General features: G+C 65.4%; 17 protein-coding genes. 14 read left to right on the top strand and 3 right to left on the bottom strand.

Going from position 1 to position 18,596, the window contains the following annotated elements; translation table 11 throughout:
• Positions 1-24: 24 nt before the first annotated feature.
• The 6 genes from AC6CH3_RS04365 to AC6CH3_RS04340 all read left to right on the top strand — a co-directional run bounded on the left by AC6CH3_RS04365 (position 25) and on the right by AC6CH3_RS04340 (position 7,023).
• Positions 25-915, top strand: a complete 891-nt coding sequence (locus tag AC6CH3_RS04365; RefSeq protein ID WP_205653637.1) for a F0F1 ATP synthase subunit gamma — start codon at positions 25-27, stop codon at positions 913-915.
• 81 nt (positions 916-996) lie between these two features.
• On the top strand, positions 997-2,451 hold the full coding sequence (gene atpD, locus AC6CH3_RS04360; RefSeq protein WP_309106540.1) for a F0F1 ATP synthase subunit beta: 1,455 nt from the start codon (positions 997-999) through the stop codon (positions 2,449-2,451).
• A 1-nt stretch (position 2,452) separates the two neighbouring features.
• Positions 2,453-2,737: a F0F1 ATP synthase subunit epsilon gene (locus tag AC6CH3_RS04355; RefSeq protein WP_205653639.1), complete on the top strand. Its 285-nt coding sequence runs from the start codon at positions 2,453-2,455 to the stop codon at positions 2,735-2,737.
• Positions 2,738-2,747: 10 nt separating this feature from the next.
• Entirely contained in the window at positions 2,748-3,179 is a 432-nt protein-coding gene (locus AC6CH3_RS04350; protein WP_498131277.1) for a DUF2550 domain-containing protein, read from the top strand.
• 5 nt (positions 3,180-3,184) lie between these two features.
• The gene (locus AC6CH3_RS04345; RefSeq protein ID WP_498131276.1) at positions 3,185-4,483 is read left to right on the top strand and encodes an alpha/beta hydrolase; all 1,299 of its coding nucleotides are present in this window, start codon (positions 3,185-3,187) and stop codon (positions 4,481-4,483) included.
• Positions 4,480-7,023 (top strand): phosphatidylglycerol lysyltransferase domain-containing protein, encoded by a 2,544-nt coding sequence (locus AC6CH3_RS04340; RefSeq protein WP_498131275.1) that lies wholly within the window; start codon positions 4,480-4,482, stop codon positions 7,021-7,023. Before AC6CH3_RS04345 ends, AC6CH3_RS04340 begins: the two co-directional genes overlap by 4 nt.
• An 89-nt stretch (positions 7,024-7,112) precedes the next feature.
• Here the strand turns inward: AC6CH3_RS04340 and AC6CH3_RS04335 are convergent, their stop codons facing one another.
• Together AC6CH3_RS04335 and nucS are read right to left on the bottom strand one after the other, a co-directional pair.
• Positions 7,113-7,316, bottom strand: a complete 204-nt coding sequence (locus AC6CH3_RS04335; protein ID WP_011692441.1) for a cold-shock protein — start codon at positions 7,314-7,316, stop codon at positions 7,113-7,115.
• 287 nt (positions 7,317-7,603) lie between these two features.
• Complete coding sequence (gene nucS / locus AC6CH3_RS04330) at positions 7,604-8,299, bottom strand: endonuclease NucS (protein WP_494036357.1); 696 nt, start codon at positions 8,297-8,299, stop codon at positions 7,604-7,606.
• Between the two features lie 116 nt (positions 8,300-8,415).
• Between nucS and AC6CH3_RS04325 the strand changes: the two genes are divergently transcribed.
• The gene (locus AC6CH3_RS04325) at positions 8,416-8,802 is read left to right on the top strand and encodes an Rv1322 family protein (RefSeq protein ID WP_498131274.1); all 387 of its coding nucleotides are present in this window, start codon (positions 8,416-8,418) and stop codon (positions 8,800-8,802) included.
• A gap of 20 nt (positions 8,803-8,822) precedes the next feature.
• On the top strand, positions 8,823-9,623 hold the full coding sequence (locus tag AC6CH3_RS04320; protein ID WP_498131273.1) for an alpha/beta hydrolase: 801 nt from the start codon (positions 8,823-8,825) through the stop codon (positions 9,621-9,623).
• A gap of 54 nt (positions 9,624-9,677) precedes the next feature.
• On the opposite strand, the gene AC6CH3_RS04315 is transcribed toward AC6CH3_RS04320, so the two are convergent.
• The gene (locus AC6CH3_RS04315) at positions 9,678-11,006 is read right to left on the bottom strand and encodes an AI-2E family transporter (RefSeq protein ID WP_498131272.1); all 1,329 of its coding nucleotides are present in this window, start codon (positions 11,004-11,006) and stop codon (positions 9,678-9,680) included.
• Positions 11,007-11,211: 205 nt separating this feature from the next.
• Here AC6CH3_RS04315 and AC6CH3_RS04310 point away from each other — a divergent pair, with 205 nt between their 5' ends.
• From AC6CH3_RS04310 to nagB, 6 genes are all read left to right on the top strand, one after another.
• Positions 11,212-12,924, top strand: coding sequence for a DUF8094 domain-containing protein (locus AC6CH3_RS04310; protein WP_498131271.1), 1,713 nt, complete (start codon positions 11,212-11,214; stop codon positions 12,922-12,924).
• A gap of 145 nt (positions 12,925-13,069) precedes the next feature.
• Positions 13,070-14,095, top strand: coding sequence for a co-chaperone YbbN (locus AC6CH3_RS04305; protein WP_498131270.1), 1,026 nt, complete (start codon positions 13,070-13,072; stop codon positions 14,093-14,095).
• Complete coding sequence (locus tag AC6CH3_RS04300; RefSeq protein WP_498131269.1) at positions 14,095-15,198, top strand: NADH:flavin oxidoreductase/NADH oxidase; 1,104 nt, start codon at positions 14,095-14,097, stop codon at positions 15,196-15,198. The genes AC6CH3_RS04305 and AC6CH3_RS04300 overlap by 1 nt, the downstream gene beginning before the upstream one ends.
• Before the next feature lie 109 nt (positions 15,199-15,307).
• Positions 15,308-16,072 carry an ABC transporter ATP-binding protein gene (locus AC6CH3_RS04295; RefSeq protein ID WP_498131268.1) on the top strand — a complete coding sequence of 255 codons (765 nt, stop codon included), beginning with the start codon at positions 15,308-15,310 and terminating at the stop codon, positions 16,070-16,072.
• Positions 16,054-17,625 (top strand): ABC transporter permease family protein, encoded by a 1,572-nt coding sequence (locus tag AC6CH3_RS04290; protein WP_498131267.1) that lies wholly within the window; start codon positions 16,054-16,056, stop codon positions 17,623-17,625. Before AC6CH3_RS04295 ends, AC6CH3_RS04290 begins: the two co-directional genes overlap by 19 nt.
• Before the next feature lie 149 nt (positions 17,626-17,774).
• Positions 17,775-18,557: a glucosamine-6-phosphate deaminase gene (gene nagB, locus AC6CH3_RS04285; protein ID WP_498131266.1), complete on the top strand. Its 783-nt coding sequence runs from the start codon at positions 17,775-17,777 to the stop codon at positions 18,555-18,557.
• Positions 18,558-18,596: the final 39 nt, after the last annotated feature.

The raw sequence follows: 18,596 nt of genomic DNA, 5'->3' as shown, positions 1-18,596 counted from the left end.
TCGGGATCTTAGGAAAGGATAAGTATGGGAGCCCAGATTCGGGTCTACCGCCAGAAGATCGCCTCGACGACGTCGATGCGGAAGATCTTCAAGGCGATGGAACTGATCGCTACCTCGCGCATCGGCAAGGCCCGCGCACGCGTAGCAGCTTCACTGCCTTACGCAAACGCGATCACGCGCGCCGTTTCTGCCGTTGCAAGCCAGAGCGAAATCGACCACCCTCTGACAACCGAGCCGGAGAACATCCGCCGCGCCGCAGTGCTGGTCATTACCTCTGACCGCGGCCTGGCAGGATCCTACTCGGCAAGCGTGCTCAAGCAGGCCGAGGGCCTCAATGAGCTTCTCCGTGCCGAGGGCAAGGAAGTCAAGACCTACCTGGTGGGCCGCAAGGCACAGGCGTACTTCGACTTCCGTGGCCGCTCCTACGGAGGGGTCTGGACCGGCGGCACCGACGCACCGGAGTTCGCTACGGCGCAGGAAATCGGCGCGACACTGCTGAAGGATTTCGCAACGGACTACGAAGAGGACGGCGTGGACGAGATCCACGTTGTGTACACCCGCTTCAAGTCCATGGTGACCCAGGAGCCGACGGTCATCCGTCTTCTTCCGCTAGAAGTTGTAGATGAGCAGCCTGCCTCCGAATCGGACCTGCTGCCCTTGTACGAGTTCGAACCGGAGTCAGAGCAGGTTCTCGATGCTCTGCTGCCGCGGTACATCGAATCCCGGATTTTCGCAGCCATGTTGCAGGCGGCGGCTTCGGAGCTCGCTGCCCGCCAGCGGGCCATGAAGTCCGCGGGCGACAACGCCACGGACCTCATCAAGAAGTACACGCGTTTGCGCAACACCGCCCGCCAGGCGGAAATCACGCAGGAGCTCTCCGAAATCGTGGCCGGCGCCGACGCCCTCGCGTCCTAGCCTGCCGGATCTCGGACCCAGCCCGACCTGCACCACAGATAAACTTAACCCCCACGCCATCTACTGAGTGAAGTGAGAGAGATGACTGCCACCGCTACCGAACACGTAGCCGCAACGTCCGGTGCCACCGGCCGTATTGCACGTGTTATTGGCCCGGTTGTCGACGTCGAATTCCCGGCTGACGCAATCCCCTCGATTTACAACGCCCTCACCGCCGAGATTACCCTCAACGGTGAGACCCGCCCCATCACGTTCGAGACCTCCCAGCACCTGGGCGATAACCTTGTTCGCGCCATTGCCCTGCAGGCAACCGACGGACTCGTCCGCGGCACGTCTGTGGTTGACAGCGGCGCTCCGATTTCAGTTCCCGTCGGCGACGGAGTCAAGGGACACATCTTCAACGTTCTGGGCCAGCCCCTGGACATTGCTGAGTCCGAACTGGAGACCACGGAACGCTGGCCGATCCACCGCAAGGCGCCTTCGTTCGCCTCGCTTGAAGGCCAGACCGAAATGCTGGAAACCGGCATCAAGGTCATCGACCTTCTCACCCCGTACATCAAGGGTGGAAAGATCGGCCTCTTCGGTGGCGCCGGTGTCGGCAAGACCGTGCTGATCCAGGAAATGATCACCCGTGTTGCCCGCAACTTCGGCGGTACTTCCGTTTTCGCCGGCGTAGGCGAGCGTACGCGTGAAGGAAACGACCTCTGGGTTGAAATGGAAGAGGCAGGCGTCCTCAAGGACACCGCCCTTGTATTCGGCCAGATGGACGAACCGCCGGGAACGCGACTGCGCGTTGCACTGTCTGCCCTGACCATGGCGGAGTACTTCCGCGATGTCCAGAAGCAGGACGTGCTGCTCTTCATCGACAACATCTTCCGCTTCACCCAGGCAGGCTCCGAGGTTTCCACCCTCCTCGGCCGTATGCCGTCGGCTGTGGGCTACCAGCCCAACCTGGCTGACGAGATGGGCCTCCTCCAGGAGCGCATCACGTCCACCAAGGGCCACTCCATCACCTCGATGCAGGCCATCTACGTTCCCGCAGATGACTACACCGACCCGGCACCCGCCACCACGTTCGCACACCTCGATGCAACCACGGAACTTTCCCGTGAAATTGCTTCCCGTGGTCTGTACCCCGCTGTGGACCCGCTGACGTCGACGTCACGAATCCTGGACGCCCAGTACATCGGCAAGGACCACTACAACACGGCTGTCCGTGTGAAGCAGATCCTGCAGAAGAACAAGGAACTCCAGGACATCATCGCCATCCTCGGCGTTGACGAACTCTCCGAAGAGGACAAGATCGTCGTGTCGCGTGCACGCCGCATCCAGCAGTTCCTCTCGCAGAACACCTACACCGCCAAGCAGTTCACCGGCGTCGAAGGCTCAACGGTTTCCATCAAGGACACCATCGAGGGCTTCACCGCCATCTGCGACGGCGAGCTGGACCACATCGCAGAGCAGGCGTTCTTCAACGTCGGCGGCCTCGATGACGTTGAGCGCCAGTGGGCCAAGATCCAGGAACAGACCAAGTAATATGGCTGAGCTTGAGGTTGAGATTGTCGCAGCGGACCACTTCGTGTGGTCCGGAGCGGCCAAGATGGTCAAGGCCCGCACCAGCGATGGTGAAATCGGAATCCTGCCCGGCCACTCGCCCCTGCTGGCGATTCTGGCCGAAGGTGAAATGGCAATCGAGCCGGTTTCCGGTGACCGTATCGCTGTAGTTGTTGACGGGGGATTCTTCTCCGTCGACAACAACCGGGTGGTTATTGTTGCTGACAACGCCCAGCTGGGCGACGCGGCCACTGCGGGGATCCGCTAGCACGACCTTGATGGACGTTACTGGTTTTCCGTTCATCGCCATAGCAGCCGCGTTTGGGTTGCTGATTTTTACACTGTGCCTTTTGGGGGTGCGCCGCTACAACCTGCGGCGCGCCCTGGGCACGGTTGACGCCTCCATTTGCACGGCTCGAAAGAGCTGGCAGATGGGGGTTTGTCGTTATCAGGACACGGAGCTGGAGTGGTTCAGGCTGCTCTCGCTCAGCGTGCGGCCCAAGCACCGCTTCACGCGCAGTTCGCTGGAGCTCGTGGGACGGCGGCAGCCGACCGAAGCCGAGCTGGTCAAGGTACAGCCGGATGTCGTGATCGTCGAACTCAAGTACGAGGGTCAGGACGTATTGCTCGCGATGAAGTTTGACGCGTATACCGGGCTTTCCTCCTGGCTGGAGGCCGGCCCGGTTATTGGCATCGGCACCTGGCGCTAACCGGCATGGACGCCCTTGCCGATATCCGGCTCGTGGACGGGCCCTTTTTTTGGGCCGCTTGGGCTGTGGGAGCCGCTGGTGCGGTTCACCTGCTCTGGCGCCGCGGCAGACGCTGGCCCCTGGTGCCCGTTCTTGCCGTGGCCTCGGCCGCCCTCCTTGTGGCAGCCGTTCACTGGCTGCTGATTTACGTTTTCTCCACGTTCCCCGAAGAGCTCCCGCGCGAGGTGCTCGGGTGGTCCGTCCCGGCAGTAGCCGGCGTGCTGCTCTGGACCACAAGGCTCGCCCGTGCCGGCTGGAAAGGCAGGGCCGCCGCCACGGCAGCCATGCTGGGGGTCGTCCTGCTGTCCTCGGTGCAAATGAATGCCTACTTCGGGCTGAACCGCACGGTGGGGGACCTTCTGGGCACAGCCGTTGCCCGCATTCCTCCGCTCGAGGCCGGGCTGACCCGCCAGGCCGGAGGGGCCGTGCCGGTACAGCTCGCAGAATGGGTGAGGCCCGAAGGCCTGCCCTCCGAAGGGGTGCTTCGGAAAGCCGACATTCCGGGCACGAGTTCGGGTTTCGACGCCCGCGAGGCCTATATCTACCTGCCGCCCGCGTACCAGAGCCCGGAACGGCCCGTACTTCCAGTGTTGGTGCTGTTTTCAGGGCAGCCCGGCGGGCCGGCCGACTGGCTGACCGGGGGAGCCCTGCGCAGCCACATGGACAGGTTCTCCGCCAAGCACAATGGAGTCGCCCCGGTCGTGGTGGTGGTGGATCCCAACGGTTCTTCTTCCGGGAACTCGCTCTGCATGGACAGCCGTATCGCCAAGGCGGACACGTACTTGTCCGTCGATGTTCCCCGCTGGATCAGTGAGACGCTCGACGTCGGTGCGGAGCGCAGAAACTGGGGCGTCGGAGGGTTTTCGTTCGGTGGCACGTGCGCCATGCAACTGGGCACCAGGCATCCGGAGCTCTACAGTTCCATCCTCGCTTTTGCCAGTGAACAGGAACCAGCGCTGGCCAAGGAACGGGAGAAGACAGTGGAGGCTTCTTTCGGCGGTGACACGAAGGCCTTCGAAGCGCAGACCCCTCTGTATCTGATGAAACAGCACACCTTCGAAGGCAGCGCGGTGTACTTTGCTGCCGGAGACGCCGACCCCGAGTTTACGGGCTACATGGACGTGCTCTCGGCTGCCGCCCGCGAAGCAGGATTCGAGGTTGAAGTCCGCCGCATCGCCAACTCCGGCCACTCCTGGGAAACCGTGTCCAGGGGCATGCAGGATGCGCTCGATTTCTTCGCCCCGCGCTGGGGCATCGCGCCTTGACGGCAGTATCCCAAGCCGGCGCCGGTGACACTCTCACCAAGGTGCTCCGGCAGGCTGCGAAGGTGTGCCTGCAGCACTTTAGGACCACACCACTGACTCTTGCCGTGCTGACGGCTTTCGTCGCGGCCGGTGCTGTCACCGGCAGCTTTTTGGCGGGGCCGCCCGAATCAATGCTTGATTTCGCGGCCGTCAATGCTGAGGGCATCAAAGCCGGGCGCTGGTGGTCGCTGTTCACCTCCATGTTCTTCGCCAGCAATCCCGCGGCTTACCTGGCCGCCGGGCTCATGATCCTGCTTTTGCTGGGGTTTGCCGAGAGGAAGCTCGGCCCGGTGCGCACGGCCGTCTTTTATTTCGGAGGACAGTTCGCCTCGGTGACACTCTTCCTCCTGATCACCCAGGTTGCCGAGCAGGCCGGTGACCCGTGGCTCGGGTCCATGGCGAATGCACTGCTGATGGGGCCGTACGCCGCTGTCCTCGCCGCCTCCCTCGCAGCCAGCGGCCTGTTCCCGGCGCTGTGGCAGCGGCGGCTGCGCACTGCAGTGCTGTCCAGCGCGCTGCTGCTGGTGCTCTACGTGGGACACCCCGAAGCCGTGGTGGGGCTGCTCGGGGCACTGCTGGGGCTGGCCGCAGGATGGTGGATCCAGAGTGACCAGGGAGTTCTGCACCGGCACCGTTCCACCGGGCGCGAAACCCGCAACCTCCTCGCCCTGACGGTCGCCATTTTCGCCATCGGGCCAATGCTCACCGCCGCTGCACAGAGTCCCGCCGGTCCGCTTGCCCTGCTGCGCAACGTTGTCCTCAACCCGCTGCCCACCCTGAGCCAGCTTGAGGAGAACTGCGGCGGCACACTGGACGCAGGCTGCCTGGAACTGGACAGGCAGGGGCTCGGGGGACCACTGGGCCTGGCTCTCGCCGTCGTACCGGTGATCCTGCTGCTGATCTGCGCCGACGGGATGCGCCGCGGCCGGAAACTGGCGCTGTGGATTGCCATAGTCGTCCAGCTGAGCGTGGCCGCCCTCTCCGCTGTGTACCTGGCGCTCTTCGCCCAGATGGCCGGTTCCGTATCCCCCCAGGACACCTCGGCGCTGGAATCAAAGTTCGTGCACGTTCTGCCGCTGGTCGCTGTGCCGGTACTTCTGGTGGTGCTGCTGCTGGCGTACCGCCGTCACTTCCGCATCCAAACCTCATCCCGAGCCCTGAGGGCGCTGGCGTTTACGGTCGGGGGAACCTGGCTGGCACTGGCCTCGCTGTATAGCGCGTCCTGGTACGCCGCCGGTGGCCCGCGGAGGGACGGAGGGCTGCTGGTCCTGGCCGGCGAACTGGCACGGCAATACCTTCCGGTACCCTTGCCCGGACTCTACCGGCGGGTTTTCGAGAACCACAGTGCCTTGGAAACCGTCCTGTTTGCCTATTCGGGAGTCATCTTCTGGATTGTTGCACTCGCAGGCGTCTGGATGGTGCTGCTGGGGAGCCATGATCACTCCGACGCGGGGGCGGACGACCGGGAGGCGGCGCGGGAACTGGTGAGGCAAGGCGGCGATTCCCTCTCGTGGATGGCCCTGTGGGAACCCAACAAGTACTGGTTTCTGCCGGGCGGAGGTGCCGGGATCGCGTACCAACAGCACGGCAGTGTCGCCTTGACCCTTGGAGGACCCTTCGGCGACCCTTTCCGGCGTGAGGCGGCTGCTGAAGGCTTTCTGCGCTTCTGCGCCGACCATGCCTTGATCCCGTGCTTCTATTCCTGCACCGACGGATTATGGCCAATGCTGAGCGACCGTGGTTTCTCCCGGGTTTCGGTAGCCCAGGAGACGAGGCTCTCGGTGCGCGAACTGGAGTTCAAAGGCAAGGAATGGCAAAACGTCCGCACTGCGCTCAACCGTGCCAAGAAACTCGGGGTGAACGCGAGATGGGGCAACTACAGCAGCCTCCCACAGTCCCTGCGGACCCAGCTAAGTGAAGTTTCCGAGGAGTGGGCAGCACAGAAAACCGTTCCGGAGATGGGGTTCACCCTGGGCGGCGTCGACGAGCTGATGGACGAGGACGTGTTGTGCTGCCTCGCCGTCGACGGGCAGGGACTGGTGCACGGCGTGACGAGCTGGCTGCCGGCGTACGAAGGCGGGCACGTGGTGAGCTGGACGCTGGACTTCATGCGGCGGCGCGGCGAAGGCTTCCCCGGCGTGATGGAGTTCCTGATTGCATCCGCCGTCCTGGAATTACGGAAAACAGTCGAGGTCATCTCGCTCTCCGGTTCGCCTCTGGCCCAGGACCCTGCTGTTCCCGCGGGCGGCGGCGGACGGGCTCAGGAGACTGAAGTGCTGGCCGGCATCCTTGACGTCGTGGGGCGGGCACTCGAACCGATCTATGGATTCAGGTCTCTGGCGACGTTCAAGTCACGTTTCAAGCCCGAGTACAGAACCCTCTATCTGTACTACCAGGACCCGCTGCAGTTGCCCGCCATCGGCCGCGCCCTGAGCCGCGCATATCTGCCGGGACTTTCCATTCAGCAAAGCGCGCGTCTGCTGAGGACGCTCGTGCGTTAGAAATTTCAATGACCTGCAATTGCAAAGCAACGCAACAAAAATGATCCCCGGTATTGAATACCGGGGATCATTATTAGCAGATGCTGCTATTAGACCAGCGTTACACCGGTGGCCTGGGGGCCCTTGGCGCCCTGACCGATCTCGAACTGAACGCGCTGGTTCTCGTCGAGGGTCTTGAAGCCGCCCGTCTGGATCTCAGAGTAGTGAACGAAGACATCGCCATCGGAGTCGTCCGGGGTGATGAAGCCGAAGCCCTTTTCAGCGTTGAACCACTTGACGGTTCCCTGTGCCATTTATTTCTCCTCATTATGGAACTAATTTAAGGCCAGCACACTTCGTACTGGTCTTGGTCACTCTGCGAGAAGAATCCTGGCTTGCAGCTCCGGCTGGGCCGGAAAGCATTGCAGGAGCTTCGCGCTCGCAACTTGGTCTTGCGAGCATGAAAAACACCTACACAAAGACTGGTCTAAGAATTTCATGACAGCACGGTCTGGTCAACGGGCAAAACACAGAATCCGATAAATTTCGGGTGAAACGAAAGTAAACGCGTGCCCGGGTTCGCCACTGCCGAACTCAGGGGTCAGAAAAGCCGTGACTCGATGTCGTCCACACCGCGCATGGCGTCATAGTCCAGGGTGATGCAGTCGATGCCGCGATCGGCCGCGAGGACGCGGGCCTGCGGCTTGATCTGCTGCGCGGCAAAGATCCCGCGGACCGGAGCCAGCAGGGGATCCCGGTTCAGCAGTTCGAGGTACCTGGTCAGTTGTTCCACGCCGTCGATGTCGCCGCGGCGCTTGAGCTCAATGGCCACGGTGGCGCCGTCAGCGTCGCGGGCCAGGATGTCCACGGGGCCGATCGCCGTGAAGTACTCGCGGCGAATGAGCGAGAACCCCGACCCCAGCGTTTCGATCTGTTCGGCAAGCAGCCGCTGCAGGTCGGCCTCGACGCCATCCTTGATGAGCCCCGGATCCTGGCCGAGCTCATGTGACGTGTCGTGAAGCTGTTCATGGATGTTGATGATCAGCCTGTCGTCAGTCTTGGCGGACTGCACGGTCCACTGTTCGATGACGCCCACCTCAACATCCGTCTCATCCGGTGAGGAGACGCGCAGGGAAGCGGGCGGGCTCATCCAGTTCAGCGGCTTGTAGGAGCCGCCGTCAGAATGGACCAGCACAGAGCCGTCGGCTTTCACCAGGAGCAGCCTCGTGGCGAGGGGCAGATGGGCTTTGAGGCGGCCAACGTAATCAACAGAGCAACGGGCTATGACTAGACGCACGCCGTACACACTACCGCGTCAGCCGGGCAGCCCGATTTCCGCGGGGAGGCCGCGCAGCCCCCGTGCGGAGGGCAAGGCAGGTAAGGACACGGTTCTGGCTGGGGCAGAATGGAAGCATGCCGCGTTCGAACCGTCCCCGCCGTTCCTCAGCAGGGCGCTCCTCCGCAGGGCGTTCCTCCGCAGAGCGCTCCGGGTCCCGGAAGCCCGCGGCCGGAGGCAAGCACGGTTCCGGGCCGGTTCCCGAGCTAGACCTTGAGCGGGCGCGCGCCGGGATCGCCCGGCGGGAGAACGCACCGGATGGCGTCTGGATGGTGCGTACGATGACTGCCCGCAAGGCAGAAAAGGCCTACATCTGCCCGGGGTGCTCCACTGCCGTGCTGCCGGGGATCGCCCACCTCGTCGTGTGGGCCGACGACCATATATTCGGGGCAGCGGCCGGCCTCGCCGAGCGCCGGCACTGGCACACCAACTGCTGGACGTCGCGGAACTTTCGGTACCGGTAGCGGAAGCTAAGCTGTTACGCATGACTTTTGACCCGTCGTCGTACGTTTTCAGCCAGCCGGCAGAAGCCACCGCCATCCGCGCTTCCACGGTGCTGCCCGCCCGCCGCGAGAACATCGAGATCCACACCGAAGACGGCCGCACGCTCGTTGGCGAGCTTGCCCTGCCCGAGTCGGGGGAGATCAGCGCCACGCTGATCACGCTTCACCCGTTGCCCACGCACGGCGGCTTTATGGACTCCCACGTCTACAGGAAGGCGTCCTATCGGTTGCCGGCACTCGCAGGCGTGGCGGTGCTGCGTTTCAACACCCGCGGAACCTCGTCGCCCCGGGGCACCAGCGACGGGCAATTCGAAGAAGGCATCGGCGAACGGTATGACGTTGAAGCCGCGGTCCGCTTCGCAGTCGAGAGGGGCCTGCCGAACCGCTGGCTCGTGGGGTGGTCCTTCGGCACGGAGCTCGCCCTCATGTACGGCGCCGCTGAACCCGTGGCCTCAAAGGTGGAAGGCGCGATTCTGCTGTCCCCGCCGCTGCACCGTGCCACGGACGCGCACCTGCGGCAGTGGGCGGAATCCGGCAAGCCACTGACTGTCCTCGTGCCCGAACACGACGATTACCTCCGGCCGGACGCCGCGGCCGCCCGCTTCAGCCTCGTGCCGCAGGCCAGGGTCGTGGGGGTCGACGGCGCCAAGCACCTTTGGGTGGGGGAGAAGCAGGCTGCCCGGGTGCTCAACGAGATCGTTGATGACGTCACGCGCGCCGGTTCGGGTGCCGATGGCCTCGCCCAGGAGTGGAGCGGACCCACGGCCACGGCGACCGCCTAGCGGCCCGGTTTTTATCCTGGCGCCTGGTGCTTGTCCTGGCGGCCTGGTGCTTGTCTAGTGCTTGTCCTGGCGGACGATGTAGATCTCCTTGACGAGGAGCAGGACGGCGGCGGCCGTGGGGATCGCAATCAGGGCCCCGAGGACGCCCAGGAGGCTGCCTCCGGCGATCACCGAGATCACGGCGACGGCGCCCGGCACCGCGACGGCCTTCTGCATGATGCGCGGCGAGATGAAGTACGCCTCGAACTGCAGGTAGGCGAAGTAGCAAATGGCATAGGCAAGGGCCGACTGCCAGCCCAGTGTGAGGGTGATCAGGATGACCAGCACACCGGCAATCAGCCCGCCGACCAGGGGAATGAATGCCAGCAGGGCCACGACGAAAGCCAGCAGCACAGCGAACGGCACCCCGATGACGGACATGAGGATGAAGGCGAACGTGGCGTTCAGGAGGGCCACCACGGCCTGTCCGATCACGTAGTTGCCCACCGAGCGGGTGATTTCCTCGGAGAGCGCTTCCACCCTGTCGCGCCGGGACCGCGGGGCGAGCCGGTACCCCCACTTCTTCATGGCCGGCAGGGCTGCCAGGAAATAGAGGCTGAGCACCAGCACGATCAGGGTTCCGAAAAGGCTGTTAGCCACGGTGGAGCCGAACCCCACTACGCCGCCGAAGATGCCGCCCATGGCCGCCGGGTTGTTGACGAATTTATCCAGTTCCTCGGCAATACGGTCGCGCACGCCGAATTGGCTGTCCACCGTCCGAAAGAACTCCGAATCGATGAAGTCCCGGACCCACACCGGGGCCAGCCTGACGAGTTCGGTGACCTGTTCCACGATGGTGGGAATGAGGGTGGCGAAAAAGCCCACCACCGCGGCGACCAGTACCGAGACGGACACCAGGATCCCGGCAGGTCTCGGAATTCTGCGGCTTTCAAGCCAGCGCACGACCGGATCGAGGCCCAGCGCTATGAACAGGGCTGCGACGATCCACAGCAGAAGCTGCGTGGTGTTGGAACCGATCCAGTACACCAGGAGGGCAAGGCCGACGCCGACCGTGCCCATGAAGCCGAGGTACAGCGGATGCTGGGCAGAAATCCGGGGGCCGGGGGCGCCGAACCGGGCGGTGTCGCCGGCCTCCGACGGTTCGGCTTCGAGTGTGTCCAGCTGTTCGGGCGGCATCTCGAACCTGAGCCTCGGCTGCGCGCCGGGGATGGGCTGCCGCAGCCGCTTCAGCATGGCTCCAATCGCGGCGGGGCGGCGTGCCATGGTCCGTTGCGGCTTGCCGTGTTCATGCGGAGCGTGCTTCGCGGCTGGAGCGTCATTGGAGGAGCCGGCGTGGGGCAGGTTTTCCGGGCCGTGCATCGACGGATCCGTGTGTTCAGTCACTGCTTTTGATGCCTTTTCCGTCCATGGCGCCGCGGCTGCGGGCCGCATGTGATGATCATCGCAAACACTATCAGCAGCCTTGTGAATAGCCGGATGTGCACTGTTCCAGTGGAGTGTCCCGGGAAGGGTCAGGCGACCCGAACTGAAGGATTGGTAACAAAACGGTTACTATTGAAGGCAAACCCCCGCTGATGATAGGACTCCTTTGCGTTTCAAGACTGCAGTTGCACTCGTGCTGCTCGGCCTCCTGACACTGCTCGCCGGCATCGGACAGAAGACGGTGTGGGCCCCCGCCGAGACGGTGACGGCCACCGCACCCGCCGATGCCGAAGCCGCGCCGCTGACCGTTATCGACCAGAAGCTCCGCACCCTCGAAGGCGGAACGGTGACCATCAAGGTCAAGGGTGAGGGCAACTTCCTCCTCGCCGCAGGCCGTCCTGACGACGTCACCGCCTGGGTGGGCAAGACGGCGCACAACACGGTCACCGGGCTCTCCGAGGACAAGAAGTCGCTGCAGGTGGAGCGCACCGACGGCGAAGCAGCGGCCCCGTCGCCGGCCGGATCGGATCTGTGGGTTTCCAGCGAAAACGCCAGCGGCGAACTGGACTACACGTGGTCGCCACCTGCCGACGGCGAGTGGTCACTCCTGCTGGCCAGCGACGGCAAGAAGCCCGCGCCGTCGTCGATTTCAATGACCTTCCCCAACGACACCTCCACTCCGTGGGCTGTGCCGTTCATGGTGATCGGCGTACTCCTCATGCTCGCCGGTGGTGCGCTCCTGGTGCTCAAGCCCAGGGGCAGCAACCGCGGAACCCCCGGGCAGGGCGGCTCCGCTGCCGGTCCGGGCAACCTGTTCGCCAAGCGCGCCAAGGCCGCGGCCGGGTCCTCCTCCTCGCGCCTGAGCCTCATTGTGGCCGCATCCACCGCCGCGCTGCTCGCCGGTACGGGCGCTGCCGCCCAGGCCAGCCAGACGCCGGAGCCCGCTGCGACGCAGGGGGCATCCTCGACGGCGGCCCCCTCCGGCGATGCCGGCGGCGCACCCGTGCTTCTGGACGCCCAGTTCCGCCGGATCCTGGAGCAGGTGGCGAGTGCCACTGACGCCGGCGACGCAGCAAAGGACTCCAAGAAGCTCGCCGCCCGCGTTGCCGGGACAGAGCTCGAGGTACGCACGCAGAACTACAAGATCCGTTCCCGCGTGGCTTCCTACGATGCACGGATGCCGGTCCGCTCGACCAAGCTGCTGACCACCGTGGTGACCAGCAAGCGCGCCTGGCCGCGCCAGGTGCTGGCCGTTACGCAGGGTGAGGGCAATGTGGTGCCCCAGCTGCTGACCCTGGTCCAGAAGTCCCCGCGCGACAACTACAAGCTGATGGGCACCAGCCCGCTCCAACCCGGCACCACGTTCCCGTCGATTGCCCGGAACGGCACCGAGTCACTGGCCCCCGGAGACAAGTCCGGTCTGCTGTACAGCGGGCAGGAAGCACTCTCCGGTCTTGCTGACCGCCTGACCAACGCCAACTCCACCTTCAAGAGCAAGCTGGTTGAGGGCGAGTCCTCGCCGTACATCGCGGACACGCTGTCCTACCAGGCCGACGTCGTGAAGTCGGGCGTGAACGGTGAGTTCGCCTTCACCCACAAGGTCGTCCCGGACGGCACCGTGGTCTTCCGCACCGCGGATGGCGGAGCCTTGGTGCTCGGCCGCCTCACCTTCAATTTCGACGGCACGCCCAAGGCTGAAGGTGACAAGCTCACCATCGGAAACGACGCCGCAGTCCTCGCCGGGGGCAAGGAAACCACCTCCGGCATGGTGCTGAACTTCGCTGAATCCGTGGCTGTCTACGTTCCGCCGACAGGATCGAAGGACCCGATGAAGCTCGTGGCCGCCACGCGCGGACTCGTCGGAGCCAGCTTCAAGTAAACGCAGAACTCTCTGTATTAACAGAGCACCGTTGCCGTGGCCCACGGCAACGGTGCTCTGTTCGTTAACCAACGGTGCTCTCTGCATTAACAGTGCTGCGTTAACGGTGCTTCCTGCGGCGCCGGGAGTGGCTAGAGTGGAAGCTATGAGTTCGCCAGCTTCCCGTCCTGTCCCTTCAGCCGCCGACAGCCAGCTCAATCTTCGCGGCGCCGTCGATCTGTCCGCACTCAAGCAGCGCCAAACGCCGCCAGCGGCTCCCGCCGCAGGCACCCCCTCGGCTGGCAGCGCCGCCGGGAGCGGCCCGGCGGGAGCGGCCCCGGCCGGCGCGCCAGGCGCTGCCGGCTCCGAGGCGCCGGCGCTCCGGGTCGACGTCACCGAGGCCAACTTCCAGGACCTCGTGGAGCTTTCGACGCAGGTGCCCGTGGTGTTCGCACTCTGGGCCGCGTACTCGCCTGAATCGGCGGGCGTGCTTGATGCACTGGAGCGGATCGTCCAGAGCTATGCCGGCCGGCTGGTGCTCGGCGCGGCGGACATCGACGCCTTTCCCCAGCTTGCCCAGGCGTTCCAGGTGCAGGCTGTGCCCACGGCGGTGGCGGTACTCAAGGGCCAGCCCGTCCCGCTGTTCCAGGGCGGGGCGGACGAGCAGCAGATCCGCACACTGCTGGACGAACTGCTTAAGGTCGCCGCAGCCAATGGCGTGTCCGGAAACGTCGGCGGGGCTGCCACGGCCGAGCCCGCCCCCGCACCGGTCCCGCCGCTGCATCAGGCTGCGTTCGATGCCATCGAGGCAGGGGACTACACCGCAGCCGCGGCGGCCTACCGGCAGGCCCTCACGGAAATGCCGGCCGACGCCGAGGCCAAGGCAGGCCTGGCGCAGGTTGAACTCATGGACCGGCTCCAGAAGCTGTCCGGCCCCGACGGCGAGGCGATCCGGCAGCGTGCGGCCGAGGAACCCGACAACCTGGATGCCCAGCTCGGGGTCGCAGACCTCGACGTTGCCGGCGGACACGTGGAGGATGCCCTGAACCGCGTGGTGGCATTCATCGGCAGGAACTTCGGACCGGAGCGTGAGGCAGCCCGCGTACGGCTGCTGGAGCTGTTCGACGTCGTTGGAAGCACTGACCCGCGCGTCGCGAAAGCCCGTCAGGCGCTGGCCCGAGTGCTGTTCTAGTGACAGTTCCGGCCCTCTTCAGGCCGCTGTCCCTCCGCTCGCTCCAGTTGCAGCACCGGGGCTGGGTTTCGCCCATGTGCCAGTACAGCTGCGACCCCGAAGCCGCGCCGGGCGTGCCCAACGACTGGCACCTCATGCACCTGGGCTCCTTCGCCGCCGGGGGAGCGGCCCTGATCCTCACCGAGGCCGCGGCTGTCAACGCCGGCGGGCGGATCAGCCCGCGTGACGCCGGTCTGTACAACGCTGAGCAGGCAGCCGGCTGGGAGCGGATCGTGAACTTCGTGCACCGCCACGGCGCCGCGGACGCCAAGATCGGGGCCCAGCTCGCCCACGCAGGCAGAAAAGCCTCCGCCTACTGGCCGTTCTCCGCGGAGAAGGGGTCCGTCCCCGCTTCCGCCGGCGGCTGGGAAACCGTGGGGCCCGGTACCGCGGCCTTTGACGGCTATGCTCCCCCTGCGGCCATGACGGAGGAAGACATCCGGGGCGTCATCGCTGATTTCGCGGCAGCCGCCACGAGGGCCGTCGATGCAGGGTTCGACACCATTGAGCTCCATGGCGCCCACGGTTACCTGCTGCACCAGTTCCAAAGTCCGCTCGTGAACGACCGCACCGACGCCTGGGGCGGGGATGCCGCAGGCAGGAACAGGCTGACACTTGCCGTCGTCGACGCCGTGCGTGCCGTGATCCCAGACTCCATGCCGCTGCTCCTGAGGATTTCGGCCACGGACTGGGCCGACGGGGGAGTCGTCGTCGAGGACTCCGTGCACCTTGCCGTCCAGGCCGCAGAACGCGGCGTGGACCTCATCGATGTTTCGAGCGGCGGCGCCGTAGCGCACCAGCAGATCCAGCCGGGGCCGGGATACCAGACCGGCTTCGCCGCCCGCATCCGCCGCGAAACGGGCATTGCAACGGGCACCGTCGGGCTGCTGACGTCGCCCGGGCAGGCGGAGCATGTCGTTGCCACCGGACAGGCCGACGGCGTCTTCATCGCCAGGGCGGCGCTGCGGGATCCGCACTGGTGGCTGCGGGCCGCCTTCGAGCTTGGTCATGACCTGAAGTGGGCACCCCAGTACGTGCGGGCGGTGCCCCGGCGCACCTTTTGACCGCCCGCAGCTGCGCGCGGGCCTCCTCCCTGAGACGGACCCACCGCCCGCGGCGCTTTACTCCCTGAGGGGGATCCCCCTGCGGACGCGGCGCGGATAGGGTGAGTTCATGAGTGTTCCCTCCGCAGCCCTGTCCATCAGGGAACTTGCCAAGCGCTTCGGCAGCAAGATCGCCGTCGACGGTATCAGCCTGGAGGTTCCTGCCGGTTCCTTCTTCGGAATTGTCGGCCCGAACGGCGCAGGCAAGACCACCACGCTGTCCATGGCCACCGGGCTGCTGCGGCCCGACTTCGGCACGGCGGTGGTCCACGGCGTGGACGTCTGGGCCCGGCCGCTGGAAGCCAAAAAGCTGATGGGCATCCTGCCGGACGGGATCAGGCTCTTCGACAGGCTCACGGGCGAACAGCTCGTCACGTACGCGGGGCTGCTCCGCGGCATGGACAAGGCCGTGGTCTCGGCCCGCGTCGGGGAACTGCTGACCGCGCTGGACCTTGGCGGGGACGCCGGAACGCTCGTGGTGGACTACTCGGCCGGCATGACCAAGAAAATAGCCCTCGCCTCAGCCCTGATCCATGCACCCAAAGTGCTGGTCCTGGACGAGCCTTTTGAATCTGTTGACCCGGTCTCCGCAGCAAACATCCGGGACATCCTGGAGCGATACGTCGCCACCGGAGGAACCGTGATCGTCTCCAGCCACGTCATGGATCTGGTGCAGAGGATGTGTGACCACGTTGCCGTCGTTGCCGCAGGACGGCTCCTGGCCGCCGGGACGGTGGCTGACGTCCGCGGCGGCCTCAGCCTGGAGGAGCGGTTCGTCCAACTGGTGGGCGGCAAGGTCCAGACAGGGGGGCTCGAGTGGTTGCGCACCTTCTGAGACTGAAACTCACCCTGCTGCGGAACGGGCTGCGGCGGAGTCCATTGCAGCTCTTCGGCCTGGCAATCGGCGGGCTGTACGCTCTGGGGACCGTGGGCATGTGTGTCGCTGCGCTGCTCCTCCTCCGTCAGCAGGACCCTGTGCTCGCCCAGACCGTTGTGGTGCTGGGCGGCTCGGCGGCCCTGCTCGGCTGGGCGATCGTGCCCGTGGTTGCCGCGGCGGCCGACATGACGCTGGACCCCTCGCGGTTCACAACCTCGGCCATCCCCATGCCCCAGTTGCTGGCAGGCCTTGCTGTGGGAGGCCTGATCGGGATTCCCGGGCTGGCTACGGCACTGGTGGCCCTGGCAACGGTAGGGACCTGGTGGCGTGGGTTCATCCCGGCTGCCGGAGCCCTCGTTGGTGCCGTCCTTGCCGTGCTGAGCTGTGTTGTTTTGTCCAAGGTGGTCACCACCGCCACCGCCAGCCTGGCGGCGTCGCGGCGCTTCAAGGATGCCAGCGCACTGGCCTTCATGGTGCCCCTGATTCTGATGGGTCCCATCGTGGCCGGAATAGCACAGGGGATTGCGGACTCCCGGGACTTTCTCACCGAACTTGCGAGGGTTCTGTCCTGGACGCCCCTCGGCGCAGCCTGGTCACTGGGCGGGGACCTTGCGGCGGGGCGTCCCGTTGATGCGGCCCTGAAGCTCCTCATCGGTGTGGTGACCCTCGCCGGCATGGCCTGGTGCTGGAAACTCCTGCTGGAGCGGGCCCTGGTCACGCCGTCCTACGCCGGGAGCAACCGCAGGACGGGCGGAAGAATGGGGCTGTTCGGGCTGTTTCCCGCCTCGCCCACAGGCGCCATTGCGGCCCGTTCCCTGACGTATTGGTTCCGGGATCCCCGGTACTCCGGATCCCTCGTGGCCATTCCGCTCCTGCCAGTGGTGCTCGCGTTCCAGGGAAGCCAGACGGGCAACTTCGGCATCATTATGATCGTCGGCCCGCTGACCGCATTCCTGCTGGCCTGGTCCATCTCGGCCGATGTGTCCTACGACAACACCGCATTCGCCCTGCACCTCGCCGCGGGAGTCCGCGGCCTGCACGACCGGCTGGGACGCGCTCTGGCCTGCCTCACGTTTGCCTTGCCTACCGTGCTGGTCCTGGCTGTGGGGCCGTTCTTCCTGACCGGCGACTGGGAATGGCTGCCCGCCATACTGGGGCTGTCCCTTGGAGTGCTGTTGAGCGGGCTTGGCCTCGCGTCGGTGGTTTCGGCCCGCTATACGGCAGCCGTTCCGCTTCCCGGGGACAGCCCCTTCAAGAAACCGCCCGGCAACGTCGGCCAGACCCTGGCCGTTCAGTTCTGCGGCATGGGCGTCCTGCTGGTGCTGTCGATTCCGGAGGCCGCCCTGGTCATCGCCCAGTCCGTAACCGGCGACCCGGCCTTTGGCTGGGCCAACCTTGCCGTCGGGCCGCTTCTGGGCATGGCTCTCTTCGTGGCAGGCGTACGCATCGGCGGACACTGGCTGGACGCCCGCGGACCCGAGCTGCTGGCGCAGCTGACAGTCAACAGGTAAGGGCCTGCCGGTGCAGCTCCGCACGTGTTTGACTATGCAGGAGGTTGAGTGTGCGGGAGGCTGACTTTGCAGCATGTTGACCTGGCAGGAGACCGCTGGCCTGGACCGTACGCGTCCGGTCAAGACCTGGAGATGAAAGGCGGTGGACCGTGGAGGTCGTGATCCTTCCCGGCAACAGACAGATCGCCTCGCTGGCAGCGGATGCCATCCAGGCGCTGCTGCGCCGCAAGCCCGATGCGGTCCTGGGGCTGGCCACAGGTTCGTCGCCCCTTCCCGTTTACGACGAACTGGCTTCGCGCCACGAGCGTGGCCTGCTGGACTTCAGCCGGGTCAGTGGCTTTCTGCTGGACGAGTATGTGGGGCTGGAAGCCGGCCACCCGGAGTCTTACCTGGAAGTCATCCGCAGGGACTTTGCCGGCCGGGTCAACATTCCCCGGGAAAACGTCCATGGCCCGGACGGCAGCGCGAAGGACATACTCGCCGCGTGCCGGGCGTACGAGGACGCCATCCGGGAGAGTGGCGGAGTGGACCTGCAGCTGCTCGGACTGGGAACCGACGGGCACATCGGCTTCAACGAACCGGGTTCATCGCTGGCTTCCCGGACGCGCATCAAGACGCTCATAGAGCAGACACGCCGGGACAACGCCCGCTTCTTCGGCAGCCTTGGCGAGGTGCCCCATCACGTGCTGACCGAGGGACTGGGCACCATCCTCGAATCACGCCACGCGGTGCTCGTGGCCACCGGGGCACAGAAAGCCCAGGCGGTCCATGATCTCGTCGAGGGGCCGCTGGCGGCGGTCTGCCCCGCCTCGGTCCTTCAGCTGCACCCGCACGCGTCCATCCTCATTGACGAGGCTGCGGCGTCGTCGCTGAAACTGGCCGACTACTACCGCCACTCGTACGACCACAAGCCGGCCTGGCAGGACCTGTAGACGCCCCGACCGCCGTCGTGTCCCCGCTGCGCGGCTCGG

Source organism: Arthrobacter sp. GQ119 (genome assembly GCF_059759125.1).
This window is presented reverse-complemented; position numbering and strand designations above follow the sequence as displayed.

What these genes read in the sequence shown, in the direction of transcription:
- AC6CH3_RS04350 (WP_498131277.1), top strand. Translation starts at nt 2,748, where the DNA reads ATGGACGTTACTGGTTTTCCGTTCATCGCCATAGCAGCCGCGTTTGGG.
- AC6CH3_RS04365 (WP_205653637.1), top strand. Translation starts at nt 25, where the DNA reads ATGGGAGCCCAGATTCGGGTCTACCGCCAGAAGATCGCCTCGACGACG.
- AC6CH3_RS04320 (WP_498131273.1), top strand. Translation starts at nt 8,823, where the DNA reads ATGACTTTTGACCCGTCGTCGTACGTTTTCAGCCAGCCGGCAGAAGCC.
- AC6CH3_RS04295 (WP_498131268.1), top strand. Translation starts at nt 15,308, where the DNA reads ATGAGTGTTCCCTCCGCAGCCCTGTCCATCAGGGAACTTGCCAAGCGC.
- AC6CH3_RS04335 (WP_011692441.1), bottom strand. Translation starts at nt 7,316, where the DNA reads ATGGCACAGGGAACCGTCAAGTGGTTCAACGCTGAAAAGGGCTTCGGC.
- AC6CH3_RS04355 (WP_205653639.1), top strand. Translation starts at nt 2,453, where the DNA reads ATGGCTGAGCTTGAGGTTGAGATTGTCGCAGCGGACCACTTCGTGTGG.
- atpD (WP_309106540.1), top strand. Translation starts at nt 997, where the DNA reads ATGACTGCCACCGCTACCGAACACGTAGCCGCAACGTCCGGTGCCACC.
- AC6CH3_RS04305 (WP_498131270.1), top strand. Translation starts at nt 13,070, where the DNA reads ATGAGTTCGCCAGCTTCCCGTCCTGTCCCTTCAGCCGCCGACAGCCAG.
- AC6CH3_RS04325 (WP_498131274.1), top strand. Translation starts at nt 8,416, where the DNA reads ATGCCGCGTTCGAACCGTCCCCGCCGTTCCTCAGCAGGGCGCTCCTCC.
- AC6CH3_RS04345 (WP_498131276.1), top strand. Translation starts at nt 3,185, where the DNA reads ATGGACGCCCTTGCCGATATCCGGCTCGTGGACGGGCCCTTTTTTTGG.